This is a genomic window from Tropicimonas sp. S265A (assembly GCF_049800835.1).
Classification (GTDB): Bacteria; Pseudomonadota; Alphaproteobacteria; order Rhodobacterales; family Rhodobacteraceae; genus Dinoroseobacter.
Window position 1 is genome coordinate 1,272,035 of the sequence record NZ_JBNAFU010000001.1, and the last position, 18,108, is coordinate 1,290,142.

An 18,108-nucleotide genomic window follows, 5' to 3' on the forward strand; every position below is an offset into this window, starting at 1 on the left:
ACTCTCGCGGGGCCTTTTTACATTTTGCTACACAACGCGGGCGCTACATCAGACGTGGCGTTCGACCATCATCTGCTTGATCGCACCGATGGCCTTGGCCGGGTTCAACCCCTTGGGGCAGGTCTTGGCGCAGTTCATGATCGTGTGGCAGCGATAGAGCTTGAACGGATCTTCCAAATCGTCCAGTCGCTCACCGGTCGCCTCGTCGCGGCTGTCGATAATCCAGCGATACGCGTGCAACAGAGCCGCCGGTCCGAGGTACCGATCCCCGTTCCACCAATAGCTCGGGCAGGAGGTGGAGCACGACGCGCACATCACGCATTCATAAAGGCCATCAAGCTTCTTGCGATCCTCGATCGACTGGCGCCATTCGGTTGCCGGACGGTTTGTCTTGGTCTCCAGCCACGGCATGATCGACGCGTGCTGCGCATAGAAATGCGTCAGGTCCGGGATCAGGTCCTTGACCACCGGCATGTGCGGCAGCGGATAGATCTTGACCGTTTCGTTCTTGATCTCGTCCATGCCGAAGATACAGGCCAGCGTATTGCCGCCATCGATGTTCATCGCGCAGGACCCGCAAATCCCCTCGCGGCAGGACCTGCGGAAGGTCAGCGTCGGATCAATCTCGTTCTTGATCTTGATCAGCGCGTCCAGAACCATTGGACCGCAGGTGTCCATATCGACGAAATACGTATCCACGCGCGGATTCTCTCCGGCGTCGGGATCATACCGATAGATCTGGAACTTGCGCAGGTTCGTGGCGCCGTCAGGCTTGGGCCACGTCTTGCCAGTGCGGATGGTGGAGTTCTTGGGGAGGGTAAGTTGAACCATCTGCGTTGCTCCTCAATACACGCGCGCCTTGGGCGCGATTTTCTTCAGGTCGATGCCACCTTCGTTGTGGCCCAGAAGCGGGTTGAGATGCACGGGGCGCTGACCCAGCTCCACCTTGCCGTTCACATAGGACAACGAGTGCACGCGCCAGTTTTCATCATCCCGGTCGGGATAATCCTCGTGCGCGTGGGCGCCACGGCTTTCCTTGCGCGCCTCGGCGCTGACGATGGTCGCCAGCGCGTTGGGCATCAGGTTGGTCAGCTCCAGCGTTTCCATAAGGTCGGAGTTCCACACGAGCGACCGGTCGGTCACGGCGATGTCGTCCATCTTGCCCGCGACGCCGTACATCTTCTCGACGCCTTCGGCGAGGGTCTGGTCGGTGCGGAACACGGCCGCGTCGGCCTGCATCGTCTTTTGCATCTCAAGCCGCAACTCGGCGGTGCTGACGGTGCCCTTGGCGTGGCGCAGCCCGTCGAACCGGCCTAGGGCCTTGTCGAGCGAGGCCTGGTTCAGCGTCGGGTTCGGACTGTTGGGATCGACGATCTGGCCGGCCTTGATTGCAGCGGCGCGCCCGAAGACCACGAGGTCGATTAGCGAATTGGAACCCAACCGGTTCGCCCCGTGCACGGAGGCACACCCGGCTTCGCCCACGGCCATCAGGCCCGGCGCGATGGCGTCGGGGTCGTCCTTTGTCGGGTTCAGAACCTCGCCCCAGTAATTCGTCGGAATACCACCCATGTTATAGTGCACCGTGGGCAGAACCGGGATCGGTTCCTTGTTGACGTCGACGCCTGCGAAGATGCGTGCCGACTCCGAGATGCCCGGCAGGCGTTCAGCCAGCGTGTCCGGCGGCAGGTGGTTGAGGTGCAGGTGGATATGATCGCCATCCGCACCAACCCCGCGGCCCTCGCGGATCTCCAGCGTCATGCAGCGAGACACCACGTCGCGCGAAGCGAGGTCCTTGTAGGTCGGCGCATAGCGTTCCATGAAACGCTCGCCTTCGGAGTTGGTCAGGTATCCGCCTTCGCCGCGCGCGCCTTCGGTGATCAGGCAGCCGGAGCCGTAGATACCGGTCGGGTGGAATTGCACGAACTCCATATCCTGAAGCGGCAGGCCCGCACGCGCCACCATCCCGCCACCATCACCGGTGCAGGTATGGGCAGATGTCGCCGAGAAATAGGCCCGGCCATAGCCGCCCGTGGCAAGCACGGTCATCTTCGCGTTGAAAACATGGATCGTTCCATCGTCGAGTTTCCAGCACACCACGCCCTGGCACTGCCCGTCTTCGGACATGATCAGGTCGATCGCGAAATATTCGATGAAGAACTCGGCATTGTTCTTGAGCGACTGACCGTAAAGCGTGTGCAGGATCGCGTGGCCCGTCCGGTCGGCGGCGGCACAGGTGCGTTGCACCGGGGGGCCTTCGCCAAATTCAGTCGTGTGGCCACCAAAGGGCCGCTGATAGATCTTGCCCTCTTCGGTCCGCGAAAATGGCACGCCGTAATGTTCCAGCTCGTAGACCGCCTTGGGGGCCTCACGCGCAAGGTATTCCATCGCATCCGTGTCACCCAGCCAGTCGGAGCCCTTGACGGTGTCATACATGTGCCACTGCCAGTTGTCGGGGCCCATGTTGCTGAGCGACGCGGCGATGCCACCCTGCGCGGCCACCGTGTGGGAGCGTGTCGGGAACACCTTGGAGATGCACGCCGTGCGCAGCCCCTGTTCGGCCATGCCAAGCGTCGCGCGCAGACCGGCACCGCCGGCCCCGACGACCACAACATCGTAAGTGTGGGTTTCGTATTCGTATTCGGACATCAGTGGCTCCCTGTGATCACAATGCGAGGCGGGCGAGCGCGAACAGGCCGACGGCCATGGCGCCATAGCTCACACAGATCATGGCTATGATTAGGGCTTTGCGGGTCAGCCCGTCGGAATAGTCTTCGATGGCGGTTTGCACGCCATGGCGAAAATGGTCGAACCCCACGATCAGCATCAGACCGGTTATGATCGCCGGGAAGGGACGGCTGAGATGGGCGATGACAGCCTCGTAAGGCTCGCCCACGACGGAGCCGAAGCTGAACAGAAACAGCGGAACGAGAACCAGCAGCGCGACAGAGCTGATCTGCATGTGCCAGTGATGCTCGGTCCCGGTTTTCGCGGACCCAAGGCCGGTGGCGCGTTTGCGGTCGGTCAGATAAGCCATGTGTCCCTCCGTTACAGCGCGATGACAGTGATGAGTGTCAGAACGACGGATCCACCGATAACCATGTATCCCATGGCGTAGGCGTCCTTGAGCTCGAACCCGCGGCCCGTGTCCCAGACAAGGTGCCGGACGCCGGCCAGCGTGTGATACCAGAGCGCCCAGATGGAGCCGAAAAAGACCAGCTTGCCGAACCACGACGTCACGAGCCCATCGACAAAGGCGAAATACTCGGGGCCGGCGGACGCTGCGAGCAACCACCACACGATCAGAAGCGCCCCGACCAGAAGTGCATTGCCGGTGATCCGTGTCAGGATCGAAGTGATCGACGTCAGTTCCGGGCGATAAATCTGGATATGCGGCGAAAGGGGGCGGTCCCCCCGGTTCACATCGGCCATTGCGGCACCTCTTTTACTGTCCAAAGACGGGGTCGTTGCGCATATCAATAGCCGAAATAACCCACATGTCACGGGCAGCTATGTGTGAATCGGCGCGGTTATTTGGCGCAACCGGGCAGGTTTTCGGTCAACGTGATCACACTTGGCGCACGCGTGATCACAAACGGACACCGCATGTTTTTCGCCGGTTCGCGTACCGAGGCCGAAATTCCACTCGCGAGACGCCTGGCATGGTCTATCTTGTAATTTCATCACCTGACAAAAAAGGGAGTATGTCATGATGGCCAGACGATTTTCCGTTCTCGCAATCGCCGTTTCCACCGCTGTTGCGGCCAGCGCCGGTGCCGCATTTGCGGACGAGGCACTGGAAAACGCACTGAAGGCCCGCAAGGGCCAGTTCCAGCTTCTGGCGTTCAATGTCGGCGTTCTGGGGGGCATGGCGCGGGGCAATGCGGAGTATGACGCAGCGCAGGCGCAGGTCGCGGCAGAGAACATTCAGGCGATCGCGGCGCTGAACCAGGCCGCCTTCTGGCCCGAGGGGTCTGATAGCATGAGCATCGACGGCACGCGGGCGATGCCGGTCATCTGGGACAACTTCGATGACTTCGCATCCAAGTGGCAGGCGGTGGCTGCGGCGGCTGAAGGACTGCCGGCCGCGGTTGGCGCAGGTGTCGCAGGCATCGGCCCGGCGCTTGGCCCCATCGGGGGAACATGCAAAGACTGTCACGATACCTACCGCGCGCCCCGGAATTAACGCGCGGCAGAGCATTGTGTGCGCGTTATTATCGAGAAGGTCGTGAATGCCCGCCGGAAACAAGCTTGCTGTCGCTGCAGTGATTGTGGGGGCGGCCTCTCTGTTCGCCCTCCAACTGATGCGACCGGCACCGGCAATACCCGGTCGTTTCAATGACATCGGCGGCGACCCGGTTCCAGGCGAGGCGGTGTTTTGGGCAGCCGGATGCGCCTCTTGCCACAAGGCCCCTGACGCCAAGGGCGACGACGCGCTTGTCCTGTCGGGCGGGCAGCGCCTTGTGACCGAGTTCGGGACATTCGTTGTCCCGAACATTTCCAGCCATCCCACCGCGGGGATCGGCAACTGGACCCTCGACACCTTTGCCCGCGCGATGACACAGGGCGTCTCGCCCGAGGGGAACCACTATTACCCGGCCTTCCCGTACACCGCCTATGCCCTGATGACGGACACGGATGTGGCGAACCTGTTTGCCTACATGACAACCCTGCCCGCATCCGACGCCGTGCACCCCGATCACGACCTGTCGCTGCCCTACAACATCCGGGCAGGGCTTGGCCTTTGGAAACGGCTCAACGGGGATCCTGGTTTTGTCGGGCCAACTGGCACGGATACGCTAGAGCGCGGGCGCTATCTGGTCGAAGCGCTGGCCCATTGTGCCGAATGCCATACCCCCCGCGACAGCTTCGGGCGGCTGGAAAAGAGCGCGTGGATGGCGGGCGCCCCCAACCCGAGCGGTCAGGGACGCATTCCCAACATCACGCCCGGCACCCTGCGATGGAGTGCGGGGGACATCGCCTATTACCTGGAAACAGGATTCACGCCCGATTTCGACAGTGCCGGCGGGCACATGGCCTCTGTCATCACCAACATGCAGCAGTTGACCGCTGAGGATCGCGAGGCAATCGCGGCCTACATGCTGCTGCTGCCGTCGATACCATGACCTACACCGGCATGAGCGCCCAGTAATCCAGGTCGAGCAACACGCCCGGCAGGTACTTGCCGTCATCGCCCTTCAGCTCACCAACTGACCCGTCTTTGGTTGCGACCAGACGCAGGCGCACGGCCCCAACGCCCGGGGCGGCCGTTTCGGCCTTGTCCAACACCTCCGTCCAGGCCTTCACCGTGTCGCCCGAAAAACACGGGTTCGCATGGGCGCCCGCATTCAGACCGACGATCATCTGGGCGTTGGCAAGCCCGTTGAACGACAATGTCCGCGCCATCGAAATCACGTGCCCACCATAGATCAGCCGCTGCCCGTCCGGCCGGAAGGTGGCGTCGAAATGCACCTTGGCGGTGTTCTGCCACAGGCGCGTGGCCTGCATGTGTTCGGATTCTTCGATCGTGACGCCGTCGACATGGTCGATCACCTCGCCCACTTCGTAATCGCCCCAACGGTGCGGCTCCCCGGCCAGATCGAAGTCGTAGCCGGTGAAATCGAGGCCCTCGGGGATCAACAGATCGGAGGCCGCAACGGTCTTGGCGAGCTCCGGAATCACCGTTTCCGCCGCCGGGGCCTCCAGATCGCGTTTGCGCACCATGACCCAGCGCACGTATTCCAGAACTGCCTCGTCGCGCTGGTTCAGGCCGGTTGTTCGCACATAAACCACGCCCGATTTGCCGTTGGAATTCTGCTTCAGCCCGATCACCTCGGACACCGAGCGCAGCGTGTCGCCCGGATAGACCGGCTTCAGGAACCGCCCCTCGCCATAACCCAGGTTGGCCACCGCGTTCAGGGACACATCCGGAACCGTCTTGCCGAACACGACATGGAACGCAGCCAGATCGTCCAGCGGAGAGGCTGGTAAACCACAGCCGCGCGCGAACTCATCGGAGGAATAAAGTGCGTGCCGCGCCGGATAGAGCATGTGATAGAGCGCGCGCTCCCCGCCGGACACGGTCCGCGGCACCGCATGGGTCAACACCTGTCCGACCGCGTAATCCTCAAAGAAACGACCTGAATTGGTCTTGGCCATCACTGCTCTCCTAGTTTCAGGTCGGGGGAATAGGTGCCGGGCACCTCTTTGGTCACGGCCTGCCCGCAGCGCATCACACCGCGCGCGGCGTCAAACGCGTAGGTCGGGGTGCCCTCCAGCGTCCACCCCTTCGACAGGGCTTCGGACACCTTGTGGCAGAAGGCCGAGGTGTCATCCTCGGTCAGGAACCGGTACAGTTTCATAGGCGTGCCTCAGGCCGGGAACGGCCAGACGCCCAGCCAGTTGTGAATGAAGGTGATCACGAAGAAGACCACCACCGTGATGATCGCGGTCGTGACCAGTTTCTTGGTCGGCGGCGCCGCGGGGGGCGTCCAGTCCGGTTCTGCCTTGTTGATCAGTATAACAGAGACCACCGACCACGCCAGCAACCCGCCAAACAGCAGGATGGAGGCCAGATCGCCGTTCACCAGCAGGTGCGCCAAGGCGAAAGTCTTGATCGATGCGAGTTGCGGGTGACGGATTTTCGTCGCGGGCCACACGCCGGACTTGGCGGCCCCGAACATCCAAAGTGCGAACACCATCAGCGTGTTGTTCACGTGGGTGAGAAACGGGGGCGGTGACCAGACGGGGATGAAATCCGCACCCCGATACCCGATGACCATCAGCACGATCGCGGCCACTATGGCGACGGCGACCACGCCCTTGCCCTTGTCTCCCATCGCCGCGCGTTTTTCCGGTGCGAGCCGTTTGAAGAAATGCGCGCCGGACCACAGGGCCAGTCCAAGGGCGAGGATGGTGAAATACATGGGTTACTCCGCAGCGATGGCTTCGATTGCCTCGGCTTTTGCCAGAACTTGCCGGGCGGTCGCAACATGCAGGTTCTCGACGATCTTGCCGTCCACCACCGCGATGCCCAGACCCTTGGCCTCTGCCTCCTCGAACGCGGCGATCTGGCGACGGGACAGATCCAGCTCGGCCTCCGATGGGGCGAAGGCCGCGTTTGCAATGGCGACCTGCGCCGGGTGGATCAACGTCTTGCCGTCAAAGCCCATGTCGCGGCCCTGCGTGCACTCGGCCTGAAGCCCCTCGTCATCCTTGAACGCGTTGTAGACACCATCGACGGCCACCAGACCGTGCGCGCGCGCCGCCAGCAGGCAGAGGCTCAGGCCCGTCAGCATCGGCAACCGGTCCGGGCGATAGCGGCAATCAAGTTCCTTGGCCAGATCGTTGGTACCCATGATGAAGCCCGCCATACGGGGCGCCGCTGCGATGTCTTGCGCGTTCAGCATCCCCAGCGGGGTCTCCATCATCGTCCAGATGGTCGTGTCGGCGGTTTCGGGCCGCGCATCGAGCTTGCGGGCCAAGGCCTCCACATCCGCGGCGGTGTTGACCTTGGGGATCAGGATCGCCTCGGGCCTCGCGGCGGAGATAACCTCCAGATCGGCATCGCCCCAGTCGGTATCGAACCCGTTGATGCGCACGATCTTGGCCCGTGCCCCGTAATCCGCCGTGGCCAGCGTTTCGGCCAGCAGGTGTCGCGCATTGGCCTTTTCATCCACGGCGACAGCATCTTCGAGGTCAAAAATGATCGCATCGACCGCCAGCGTCTGCGCCTTTTGCAACGCACGGTCCTTTGATCCGGGAATATAAAGGACGGAACGGTAGGGGCGGGCGCGGTGGTCGACAGGGCGGTCCATGATTCTCTCCAGCTCAAAACTTGCCGGAAAAGACCGCAGCGTCCGAAAATTTGCAAGAAAGTTTCTTCTGCGCCGCAGAATGCGGCAGGAAGGGCCAATAGGTCAGCACTTTGGCCCAAAATGCTGCAGGTGCGAAAACGCCGCACGGTCTGTTAACCAGTTTTGGGGTATGGTGGGCGCAGGCTACTTCACACGCCGGGCTTGTGAGGGATGTCGGGCGGGCCGCAGCCCGCTGGCGAGAGGGATGTCCGGCATGGCGAAACCATGACAACGGCGCGGATCAACACCCGTGCCGAACGAAAGGGACAGACCATGAAAACCCGTATCGTGCAGACATGTGCTTGTGTGATCACCAGTTGCGTGCTTGGCAGCGCCGCTCTTGCGCAGGCCCAACCCTGTGCCGACCGTGAAAAGGTCGTGGACCGCCTGACCAATACCTATGGCGAAACCGTACAGAGCATGGGGCTTGGGGCAAACAACGGCATGATGGAGGTATTTGCCTCAGAGGAAACCGGATCTTGGACAATCACGGTGACCATGCCCGACGGGCAGACCTGCCTGATCGCCTCTGGCCAGGCATTCGAAGGGCTTGACGGAAGCCCCACGACCCTCCCCGGCGACGACGTCTGACACCGCAGTCTGCGGTACGCACCGCAGCTTGATCTGCCGCCCGCAAGAATCGCCGGGATTCGCCGTGGGCAGCGGTGCCCGCCGCGCTGCGGGCGACGGCGGCCCCGCCGGGGCGCGTTGCGACGATACTGCACGCCCCGGCAATCTCGGTTAACTAACAACAGATTAGATGATCCGCGTGCGCGCCGAATGCGGCATTGGGGCGTTCCGCCGCGCTGGCGCGGCCTTGTCAGGCACAGGGGCACAAGCTAGGCAACCGGCCAAGTTCAACGCAAGCCGGAGACAACTTCCATGGCACGACCCAAAATCGCCCTCATCGGGGCAGGCCAGATCGGCGGCACGCTCGCACATCTCGTCGCCCTCAAGGAACTCGGAGATGTCGTCCTGTTCGACATCGCCGACGGGACCCCGCAGGGAAAGTCTCTGGACATCGCCGAAAGCGGCCCGGTCGAGCGGTTCGACGCCACGCTCAAAGGCACAACCGACTATGCCGATATCGCAGGCGCGGACGTGTGCATCGTGACCGCCGGCGTGCCGCGCAAACCCGGCATGAGCCGCGATGACCTTTTGGGCATCAACCTGAAGGTCATGAAATCCGTGGGCGAAGGCATCGCGGCCAACGCGCCCGACGCATTCGTCATCTGCATCACCAACCCGCTCGACGCGATGGTCTGGGCGCTGCAGCAGTTCTCGGGCCTGCCCAAGGAAAAGGTCGTCGGAATGGCCGGCGTTCTGGACAGCGCGCGCTTCCGGCACTTCCTGTCGGTGGAGTTCAACGTCTCGATGAAGGACGTGACTGCGTTCGTTCTGGGCGGCCACGGTGACACGATGGTGCCGCTGACGCGCTATTCGACCGTTGCCGGCATCCCACTGCCTGACCTGGTGAGCATGGGCTGGACCACGCAGGAAAAACTGGACGCGATCGTGCAGCGCACCCGTGACGGCGGCGCCGAAATCGTCGGCCTTTTGAAGACCGGCTCGGCCTTCTACGCCCCGGCCGCCTCGGCGATCGAGATGGCAGAGGCCTACCTGAAGGATCAGAAACGCCTGCTGCCCTGCGCAGCCTATTGCGATGGTGAATTTGGCCTGAAGGGCATGTATGTCGGCGTGCCCACCATCATCGGTGCAGGCGGCATCGAAAAGGTCGTGGACATCAAACTGGCCAAGGATGAGCAGGCGATGTTCGACAACTCCGTCAATGCCGTCAAAGGGCTTGTCGAGGCGTGCAAGGGCATCGACGACTCGCTCGTGTGATCCGGCTTTCGCCCTCAACTTGCTGAGATCGGGCGCCTCGTGCGCCCGTTTTCGTTTCGGGTCCAGCGTCTGCCGGATCGCGCCCGTGTCGGGCAACCCCTTCGTAACGCGTCGGAAAACCCAAGCCTGCTTTCGATCTTCGTGCAAACCGATTCGCGGACCCCGGGAAATCGGCTAGGGTCGGAATTAATTTTGTGATCACACTTTTTAAACGTGTGATCACAAATGTTGAAAAACCACCGGAAATTCCCACATGCGGCGAATTGGCGGGTTGTCTGCACACCTCTGTATGCAAGACCGGGCAAAACAACAGCAGCACGGGACAGTTTCATGAACATTCATGAGTACCAGGCGAAAGCCCTCCTCCGCAGCTACGGCGCACCGGTTTCTGATGGCCGCGTCGTTCTGAAGGCCGAAGACGCCAAAACCGCCGCGGGCGAGATGGACGGGCCGCTCTGGGTGGTCAAGGCCCAGATCCACGCCGGTGGGCGCGGCAAGGGCTCTTTCAAGGAGGCCGACGCAGGCGAGAAAGGCGGCGTGCGCCTGGCGAAGTCGGTCGCCGAGGCGGCCGAGGAGGCAAAGATGATGCTGGGCCGCACGCTGGTCACGCACCAGACCGGCCCCGCGGGCAAGACGGTGAACCGCATCTATATCGAAGATGGCTCCGGCATCGAGACGGAGATGTACCTGGCGCTTCTGGTGGACCGCCAGACCAGCCGCATCTCGTTCGTCTGCTCCACCGAAGGCGGGATGGACATCGAAGAGGTGGCCGCCGCCACCCCTGAGAAAATCCTCTCCTTCAGCGTGGATCCTGCCTCGGGCTACCAGCCGTTTCACGGTCGTCGTGTGGCCTTCGCACTTGGACTTTCCGGCAAGCAGGTCAAGGAATGCGTGGCCCTGATGGGTCTGCTCTACAAGGCCTTCGTCGAGAAGGACATGGAGATGCTGGAAATCAACCCGCTGATCATCACCGACAGCGGCAGCCTCAAGGTGCTCGACGCCAAGATCGGTTTTGACGGCAACGCGGTCTACCGCCATCCCGATATCGCTGAACTGCGCGACGAGACCGAGGAAGACCCCAAAGAACTCGAAGCGTCGAAATACGACCTGAACTACATCGCGCTGGATGGCGAGATCGGCTGCATGGTCAACGGCGCGGGCCTTGCCATGGCCACGATGGACATCATCAAGCTTTACGGGTCCGAGCCTGCCAACTTCCTCGACGTGGGCGGCGGCGCGACCAAGGAAAAGGTCACCGAGGCGTTCAAGATCATCACCTCCGACCCGCAGGTCAAAGGCATCCTCGTGAACATCTTCGGCGGCATCATGCGCTGCGATGTGATCGCCGAGGGCGTGGTGGCCGCGGTCAAGGAAGTGGGATTGCAGGTCCCGCTGGTGGTCCGGCTTGAGGGCACGAATGTCGAGCAGGGCAAGGAGATCATCAACTCTTCCGGCCTGAACGTCATCGCGGCTGAAAACCTCAAGGACGGCGCGCAGAAGATCGTGGCTGCGGTCAAGGGCTGAGGACGGCTCCGGACGACCACGGATGCAGGTGTATTGCGAAATGATCAACCTCGAGACCGATCAGGATCGCCGCGCCCATATGGCGGTTGAACTGGCTCAGGCCGGGGTTGAGGCACGGGTGTACCCGGGCTTTGACTATCGCAAGGAGGGGACGGAGGCGCTGCACGCGCAATGCCGTCCCTTCGGGCCATGGGGTGTGTTCCATACCCAGGACATGGCCTGCACCATCAGCCACGCCATGGCGTGGGAGCGGTTCCTCGAAACCGATCTGCCCTATGCGCTGATCCTGGAGGATGACGTGTTCATCTCTCCCGAACTGGGGCAATGGCTGTCGGACATGTCGTGGTGGCCCGAGGACGCGGATCTGGTCAAGATCGAGCGCTGGCGCAGCGAAAGCCTGTTCGTCATGCTCGGCGTTCCGGGGGCGACCCACCTGAACCGGCATCTGGCGCGGCTTCTCAGTCGCCATGTCGGCGCGGCCGGATACATCCTGACCCGGAAAGCAGCTGAAACGCTGCTCGCGCAGCGGCCCTTCGACATCACCGTCGACAATCTGCTGTTCAACATCAACGCGTCCCGCGTGGCGCGGCGGATGAAGATGTACCAGGTGGAACCGGCACTGGTGCAGCAGGGCAACGAACCACCGCAGAACGGCGCGCGCCCGTTCACGCGCCACCGCCCCACAGGCCTGACCTTGTGGCGGCAGAAACTGCTGCGTGGGTACTACGAACTGGCGGTGCCGATCTCTACCATGCGCAAGGCGCTTACAGGCAAGGCGCGCAAGGCGCGCATTCGCTTTGTGCCCATCGTCATGGGGGCCGCTGACTGACATGCGCCGTCCGATCGCCCTTTCCCGTTCCTGCCTTACGATCTTGAGCGTTCTGAGCGCTCTGGCGGGGGCCGTGCCTGCTCCGGCCCAGGTACCGCAGGCGGCTGCGATAAACGCGGCCCAGGGGCTCGCACTGTTCGAGGACCGGTGCCAGATAGCTTTGTTCGATCCAAACGCCTATATCGCCAGCGTCCCCCCTACCCTGCCCGTCGGGGGCAGTGCCTTTGCCCAGAGCCCCGATCAGCAGATCCTGTCAGCGCACGAGTTTCACAATCCGTGGTTCGTGGAGTTCTATATCTCCTCCACCGGAACACACCGGATGCTCCGCTGCACAGCGCACGGCTGGTCAGACGGGACTCATGGCGGAGGGCTGGCAGACCCCGACGCGCTTGCACAGCAACTGAAAGCAGCGCTGGCGGGCCGCGCGGATGGCGCACTGGTCGGTGGACTGATGCCGCAGAATTTCGCGGATGTTTTTAATGGACAGGCTGTTGGTGTGCCTAGCTATCAACAGCACTACTACGCTGGAAGTTTTGACTGGGGCGGACAGGATGTGCCGGTCTGGGTTGAAATTCATATCGGTGGTCTCAGCCTCACCACCGTCCGGATCGAGGAGAGCGCGCAATGACACCTCTTCGCCTGCTCGCCCCGGTAATCGCCGCAATCGCATGCGCCCTGCCCGCCGCCGCGCAGTCGCCCGTGGCGCAGGCCGGCGCGCATGTGCAGTTCGCGCTGACCGAATGCCTGCGGAACTACCGCACGCCCGAACAACTGCATGATATCTTCACGCAGGCGGGTATGGGCCATTCGATCGAGGATTTCGGCGGCGGCGAGATCATCCACTGGTACGACGCCCCGGACCAGACCGCCTTTGTGGCAGTCGTTGGCCTTGGCGGCGCAAATGGTCCGGAGTGCCGGATCACCACCAATCATATCTCGGTCACGGCCATGCTGCCGTTCGCCCGCTCGGTCGCAGCGCGTGTGATGAGCGGAGTGACCATTGCCGACACCAGCCCGGAAGGACAGGTCATCTTGCCCGATGGACCGGGGTCTGATGGCGAGTTTTGTACCGGATTTCACATGCTGGTGCCTCGCTCCATGATCTGGGTGCAGGTCGGAAACCCGGGCAACGAAGCATACTGCCGCAGTTCGCTGGAGGGCGCGATTATTCGCGTTCTGCTCTGAGGTGGCCGGACGAGAAACAACCAATCAAGAGTCGCAAACGGCTCAAGACACGAAAAGCTGAACGAAGGGACAACCATGTCTGTACTGATCGACGAAAACACCAAGGTCATCTGTCAGGGCTTCACCGGCTCTCAGGGCACGTTCCACTCCGAGCAGGCCATCGCCTACGGCACCAAGATGGTCGGCGGTGTCACGCCGGGCAAAGGCGGGATGGAGCATCTGGGCCTGCCGGTCTTCAACTCCGTGCACGAGGCCAAGCACGTGACGGACGCCAACGCGTCGGTGATCTATGTCCCGCCCCCCTTCGCCGCAGACTCGATCCTTGAGGCGATCGACGCCGAAATGGAAGTGATCGTCTGCATCACCGAAGGCATCCCGGTGCTCGACATGATGAAGGTCCAGCGCGCGCTTGAAGGCACCTCCAGCCGCCTGATCGGACCGAACTGCCCCGGCGTGATCACACCTGACGCCTGCAAGATCGGTATCATGCCCGGCCACATCCACAAGCGCGGCACCGTCGGTGTTGTCTCTCGCTCGGGCACGCTGACCTACGAGGCGGTCAAGCAGACCACCGATGTGGGCCTTGGCCAGTCGACCTGCGTCGGCATCGGCGGTGACCCGATCAAGGGAACCGAGCATATCGACGTGCTGGAATGGTTCCTGGCCGATGACGAAACGGAGTCGATCATCATGATCGGCGAGATCGGCGGATCCGCAGAAGAAGAAGCCGCGCAGTTCCTCGCCGATGAGAAGAAGAAAGGCCGCTGGAAGCCCACCGCAGGCTTCATCGCGGGCCGCACCGCCCCTCCGGGCCGCCGCATGGGCCACGCAGGCGCCATTGTCGCCGGTGGCAAGGGCGGCGCTGAGGACAAGATCGAAGCGATGAAAGCCGCTGGCATCGTCGTCGCCGAAAGCCCCGCCGGGCTGGGCGAGGCCGTGCTGGAGGCCATCGGCTGAGCGTGAGCTTCACGCAATCCATACGGACGTGTTTTCGCAAATACGTCACCTTCTCGGGGCGGGCCTCTCGCCCCGAATACTGGTTCTTTTTCCTGTTCGTGTTCCTCGGCGGCATGATCGCGACCGCGCTGGACATGGCTGTCTTTCCCGACAGCGTCGAGGTGAACGAAGAGGTGTCAGACACCGAAGTCGCGTTCGAAGTGAATGCCACTGGACCCATCCAGACCGTGTTTTCACTCGGCACTTTCCTGCCGCTCCTGGCCGCAGGCTGGCGGCGCATGCATGACAGCGGCCGCTCGGGGCTGCATCTGGTCTATCCGCTGATGGTGATGATCGGCACGGCCACTTTTGCCGCCTTCGGCATGGGCATCGCCGAAGGGGTCGGCGGTGCGGGCGAAGGTGTTGCGACGGTCACAGCGATCATTCTGATGATCGCGCTGGCGGTCTTGCTGATCTCGCCGCTGCTGGTGCTTTGGTGGCTGGCCCGTCCCACCCAGGAGGGCGCGAACCGCTACGGCCCGCAACCGCACATGGTGGAGGCATGATCATCCTCATGGGCCTCAAGACCGGCATACTGCTTGGTGCAGCACTCGCCAGTATGGCGGCGTTGTTTCTGGCGATGAAGCACCTGCCCGCGCTGATTGACCCCTCGCTGGCAAAGCGGCCTGTGGCGGCTGACGGCTCCCATTGCCTGAGCCGGACTCCTGCTGAACATGTCGGGTTCATGGACGCGCTCAACGCGCGGATCGACCCAACCGACCGGGTTGTGGTCACAGAGACGCGTCTCGGCCCGCTGACCGAAGACGGCACCCACAGGGTTACGGTCGACTACCGGTTTCGCAAGTTTTCCGGCGTCTACACAGACGGGCGTGCCACAGGAACGGTGCGCAATGACGACTGCTCTTTCGAAATACAGACACTCGAACGCTAATGGCGAGGAGATAGCAAGTGACTGATCAATCCCCCAATGACGTGTTCCACGCCTCCTCTTTCATGCAGGGGCAGAACGCCGAATACCTCGAACAGCTCTACGCGCAGTATGCCAACGACCCCAACGCGGTCGATGCGGCCTGGGCGGAGTTCTTTGCCGCCCTGGGCGATGCCGAACTGGATGTGAAGGCAGAGGCCGCTGGCCCCTCCTGGGGTCGGATGGACTGGCCACCGCAGCCGAGTGACGATCTGACCGGGGCACTGACCGGCGAATGGCCCGAAGTGCCGGTCGCCGAGGCGAAGGCCGCCGGCAAGAAAATCAAGGAAAAGGCCGCCGAGAAGGGCGTCGAGGTCTCTGACGATCAGATCAAGCGGGCCGTTCTGGACAGTATCCGCGCGCTGATGATCATTCGCGCCTACCGGATCCGGGGCCACCTGGTTGCCGATATCGATCCGCTGGGGATGCGGGATCACACGCCGCACCCCGAGCTGGATCCGAAGACCTACGGGTTCGACGAAAGCGATATGGACCGCCCGATCTTCATCGATCAGGTGCTGGGGCTGCAAATGGCCTCCATGCGTCAGATCATGGAGATCGTGAAGCGCACCTATGCGGGCACGTTCGCGTTGCAATACATGCACATCTCCGATCCCGAGCAGGCCGGGTGGCTGAAGGAACGGATCGAAGGGTTCGGCAAGGAAATCGCCTTCACCCGCGAAGGCCGGAAAGCAATCCTGAACAAGCTGGTCGAGGCCGAAGGGTTCGAGAAGTTCCTGCACGTGAAATACATGGGCACCAAGCGCTTCGGCCTTGACGGGGGCGAGGCATTGATCCCCGCCATGGAACAGATCATCAAGCGCGGCGGCAATCTGGGCCTGAAGGAGGTCGTGATCGGCATGCCGCACCGCGGGCGCCTGTCGGTGCTGGCCAACGTGATGTCCAAGCCCTACCGCGCGATTTTCAACGAGTTTCAGGGTGGGTCGTTCAAACCCGAGGACGTCGATGGCTCGGGCGACGTGAAATACCACCTCGGCGCGTCCTCGGACCGCGAGTTCGACGGCAATTCGGTCCACCTGTCACTGACTGCCAACCCCTCGCACCTGGAGGCCGTGAACCCGGTGGTTCTGGGCAAGGCCCGCGCCAAGCAGGACCAGTATGGCGATACCGACCGCACCAGCGTGCTGCCGATCCTGCTGCACGGCGATGCAGCCTTTGCCGGTCAGGGCGTCGTGGCCGAGTGTTTCGCCCTGTCGGGCCTGCGCGGCCATCGGACCGGCGGCACGATCCATATCGTGGTGAACAACCAGATCGGCTTCACGACCGCGCCGCATTTCAGCCGGTCCTCGCCCTATCCCACCGACAACGCGCTGGTGGTGGAAGCCCCGATCTTCCACGTGAATGGCGACGATCCGGAGGCGGTGGTGCATGCCGCGAAGGTTGCGACCGAATTCCGCCAGAAGTTCCGCAAGGACGTCGTGATCGACATCTTCTGCTACCGCAGGTTCGGGCACAACGAGGGCGACGAGCCCATGTTCACAAACCCGATCATGTACAAGCGGATCAAGGGCCACAAAACCACGTTGCAGCTTTACACCGAGCGGCTTGTGAAGGACGGCCTGATCCCCGAGGGCGAGATCGAGGACATGAAGGCCGCATTCCAGGCCCATCTGAACGAAGAGTTCGAGATCGGCAAGGATTACAAGCCCAACAAGGCCGACTGGCTCGACGGGCGCTGGTCGCACCTGGAGCGCGACAAGGAAGACTACCAGCGCGGCCAGACGGCCATCGCACCCCAGACGCTGGACCAGGTCGGCACCGCCCTGACCCGCGTGCCGGAGGGTTTTCCGTTGCACAAGACCGTCGGGCGTCTGCTGGAAACCCGCAAGAAGATGTTCGAGAGCGGACAGGGCTTTGACTGGGCGACCGGGGAGGCGCTGGCCTTCGGCTCGCTTCTGACCGAAGGGTACCCGGTGCGGCTTGCCGGACAGGACAGCACACGCGGCACCTTCAGCCAGCGCCATTCGGGTCTGGTGAACCAGGAAACCGAAGAACGCTACTATCCGCTCAACCACATCCGCGAGGGCCAGTCCCGGTACGAGGTGATCGACTCCGCCCTCAGCGAGTACGCCGTGCTGGGTTTCGAGTATGGCTACTCGCTGGCCGAACCCAACGCCCTGACCATGTGGGAGGCCCAGTTCGGCGATTTCGCCAACGGCGCGCAGATCATGTTCGACCAGTTCATCAGCTCGGGTGAGCGGAAATGGCTGCGGATGAGCGGCCTCGTGATGCTTTTGCCCCACGGGTTCGAAGGCCAGGGCCCAGAGCATTCGTCCGCGCGACTGGAGCGGTTCCTGCAAATGTCGGCCGAAGACAACTGGATCGTCGCGAACTGCACCACGCCTGCGAACTACTTCCACATCCTGCGCCGCCAGCTGCACCGGTCTTTCCGCAAGCCGCTGGTGCTGATGACGCCGAAATCGCTGCTGCGGCACAAGATGGCGATCTCAGCGGCGGAGGATTTCACCACCGGGTCATCCTTCCACCGCGTGCTCTGGGACGATGCGCAAAAGGGCAATTCCAACACGGTTCTGAAAGCCGACGACAAGATTAAGCGCGTCGTGATCTGTTCGGGCAAGGTGTACTACGATCTTCTGGAGGAACGCGACAGCCGCGGCATCGACGATGTCTACCTGCTGCGGCTCGAACAGTTCTATCCGTTCCCCGCGCTGGCGCTGATGAAGGAGCTGGAGCGGTTCAAGAACGCCGAGGTTATCTGGTGCCAGGAAGAGCCCAAGAACCAGGGCGGCTGGACCTTTGTCGAGCCGAACATCGAATGGGTGCTGACCCGCATCGGGGCCAAGCACACCCGCCCGGTCTATGCCGGTCGCGCGGCCTCGGCCTCCCCGGCGACGGGTCTGGCCAGCCAGCACAAAGCACAACAAGCCGCGCTCGTGAACGAAGCGCTTACTATCGAGGGATAAGAA

Annotated in this window: 20 protein-coding genes; 12 read left to right on the forward strand and 8 right to left on the reverse strand. The window is 62.5% G+C overall.

The genetic code is table 11. From position 1 onward, the window contains the following. Positions 1-48 precede the first annotated feature (48 nt). Genes ACP15N_RS06330 through sdhC form a run of 4 tightly spaced genes read right to left on the reverse strand, consistent with a single transcriptional unit; the run spans position 49 to position 3,429 of the window. Positions 49-831 carry a succinate dehydrogenase iron-sulfur subunit gene (locus ACP15N_RS06330; protein ID WP_425091374.1) on the reverse strand — a complete coding sequence of 261 codons (783 nt, stop codon included), beginning with the start codon at positions 829-831 and terminating at the stop codon, positions 49-51. 12 nt (positions 832-843) lie between these two features. Further along, on the reverse strand, positions 844-2,646 hold the full coding sequence (gene sdhA / locus ACP15N_RS06335) for a succinate dehydrogenase flavoprotein subunit (protein ID WP_425091375.1): 1,803 nt from the start codon (positions 2,644-2,646) through the stop codon (positions 844-846). A 16-nt stretch (positions 2,647-2,662) separates the two neighbouring features. Further along, complete coding sequence (gene sdhD / locus ACP15N_RS06340) at positions 2,663-3,034, reverse strand: succinate dehydrogenase, hydrophobic membrane anchor protein (RefSeq protein ID WP_425091376.1); 372 nt, start codon at positions 3,032-3,034, stop codon at positions 2,663-2,665. An 11-nt stretch (positions 3,035-3,045) separates the two neighbouring features. Further along, positions 3,046-3,429: a succinate dehydrogenase, cytochrome b556 subunit gene (sdhC, locus tag ACP15N_RS06345; protein WP_425091377.1), complete on the reverse strand. Its 384-nt coding sequence runs from the start codon at positions 3,427-3,429 to the stop codon at positions 3,046-3,048. A 280-nt stretch (positions 3,430-3,709) separates the two neighbouring features. Here sdhC and ACP15N_RS06350 point away from each other — a divergent pair, with 280 nt between their 5' ends. Further along, the gene (locus ACP15N_RS06350) at positions 3,710-4,183 is read left to right on the forward strand and encodes a c-type cytochrome (RefSeq protein WP_425091378.1); all 474 of its coding nucleotides are present in this window, start codon (positions 3,710-3,712) and stop codon (positions 4,181-4,183) included. A 46-nt stretch (positions 4,184-4,229) separates the two neighbouring features. Then, positions 4,230-5,123 (forward strand): c-type cytochrome, encoded by an 894-nt coding sequence (locus tag ACP15N_RS06355; RefSeq protein WP_425091379.1) that lies wholly within the window; start codon positions 4,230-4,232, stop codon positions 5,121-5,123. A 1-nt stretch (position 5,124) separates the two neighbouring features. Here the strand turns inward: ACP15N_RS06355 and ACP15N_RS06360 are convergent, their stop codons facing one another. The 4 genes from ACP15N_RS06360 to ACP15N_RS06375 are packed head-to-tail and all read right to left on the reverse strand — an operon-like array spanning position 5,125 to position 7,814. Next, positions 5,125-6,156 (reverse strand): MaoC family dehydratase, encoded by a 1,032-nt coding sequence (locus ACP15N_RS06360; protein ID WP_425091380.1) that lies wholly within the window; start codon positions 6,154-6,156, stop codon positions 5,125-5,127. After that, entirely contained in the window at positions 6,156-6,359 is a 204-nt protein-coding gene (locus ACP15N_RS06365; RefSeq protein WP_425091381.1) for a DUF1737 domain-containing protein, read from the reverse strand. The genes ACP15N_RS06360 and ACP15N_RS06365 overlap by 1 nt, the downstream gene beginning before the upstream one ends. Before the next feature lie 9 nt (positions 6,360-6,368). Next, complete coding sequence (locus tag ACP15N_RS06370) at positions 6,369-6,923, reverse strand: NnrU family protein (RefSeq protein WP_425091382.1); 555 nt, start codon at positions 6,921-6,923, stop codon at positions 6,369-6,371. 3 nt (positions 6,924-6,926) lie between these two features. Continuing rightward, positions 6,927-7,814 (reverse strand): HpcH/HpaI aldolase/citrate lyase family protein, encoded by an 888-nt coding sequence (locus tag ACP15N_RS06375; RefSeq protein ID WP_425091383.1) that lies wholly within the window; start codon positions 7,812-7,814, stop codon positions 6,927-6,929. Between the two features lie 312 nt (positions 7,815-8,126). Here ACP15N_RS06375 and ACP15N_RS06380 point away from each other — a divergent pair, with 312 nt between their 5' ends. From ACP15N_RS06380 to ACP15N_RS06425, 10 genes are all read left to right on the forward strand, one after another. After that, positions 8,127-8,444, forward strand: a complete 318-nt coding sequence (locus tag ACP15N_RS06380; protein WP_425091384.1) for a hypothetical protein — start codon at positions 8,127-8,129, stop codon at positions 8,442-8,444. 291 nt (positions 8,445-8,735) lie between these two features. After that, the gene (gene mdh / locus ACP15N_RS06385; protein WP_425091385.1) at positions 8,736-9,698 is read left to right on the forward strand and encodes a malate dehydrogenase; all 963 of its coding nucleotides are present in this window, start codon (positions 8,736-8,738) and stop codon (positions 9,696-9,698) included. 330 nt (positions 9,699-10,028) lie between these two features. Continuing rightward, entirely contained in the window at positions 10,029-11,222 is a 1,194-nt protein-coding gene (gene sucC, locus ACP15N_RS06390; RefSeq protein WP_425091386.1) for an ADP-forming succinate--CoA ligase subunit beta, read from the forward strand. Between the two features lie 40 nt (positions 11,223-11,262). Beyond that, positions 11,263-12,051, forward strand: a complete 789-nt coding sequence (locus tag ACP15N_RS06395) for a glycosyltransferase family 25 protein (protein WP_425091387.1) — start codon at positions 11,263-11,265, stop codon at positions 12,049-12,051. A 43-nt stretch (positions 12,052-12,094) separates the two neighbouring features. Further along, complete coding sequence (locus ACP15N_RS06400) at positions 12,095-12,679, forward strand: hypothetical protein (RefSeq protein ID WP_425091388.1); 585 nt, start codon at positions 12,095-12,097, stop codon at positions 12,677-12,679. Then, the gene (locus tag ACP15N_RS06405; RefSeq protein ID WP_425091389.1) at positions 12,676-13,236 is read left to right on the forward strand and encodes a hypothetical protein; all 561 of its coding nucleotides are present in this window, start codon (positions 12,676-12,678) and stop codon (positions 13,234-13,236) included. The genes ACP15N_RS06400 and ACP15N_RS06405 overlap by 4 nt, the downstream gene beginning before the upstream one ends. A gap of 75 nt (positions 13,237-13,311) precedes the next feature. Beyond that, positions 13,312-14,193 (forward strand): succinate--CoA ligase subunit alpha, encoded by an 882-nt coding sequence (sucD, locus tag ACP15N_RS06410; protein ID WP_425091390.1) that lies wholly within the window; start codon positions 13,312-13,314, stop codon positions 14,191-14,193. Positions 14,194-14,195: 2 nt separating this feature from the next. Beyond that, a complete protein-coding gene (locus ACP15N_RS06415; protein WP_425091391.1) occupies positions 14,196-14,738 on the forward strand; it encodes a DUF805 domain-containing protein in 543 nt (180 codons plus the stop codon). After that, on the forward strand, positions 14,735-15,124 hold the full coding sequence (locus ACP15N_RS06420; RefSeq protein ID WP_425091392.1) for a hypothetical protein: 390 nt from the start codon (positions 14,735-14,737) through the stop codon (positions 15,122-15,124). The genes ACP15N_RS06415 and ACP15N_RS06420 overlap by 4 nt, the downstream gene beginning before the upstream one ends. A gap of 17 nt (positions 15,125-15,141) precedes the next feature. Further along, the gene (locus ACP15N_RS06425) at positions 15,142-18,105 is read left to right on the forward strand and encodes a 2-oxoglutarate dehydrogenase E1 component (protein WP_425091393.1); all 2,964 of its coding nucleotides are present in this window, start codon (positions 15,142-15,144) and stop codon (positions 18,103-18,105) included. The last annotated feature ends 3 nt before the right edge of the window (positions 18,106-18,108 follow it).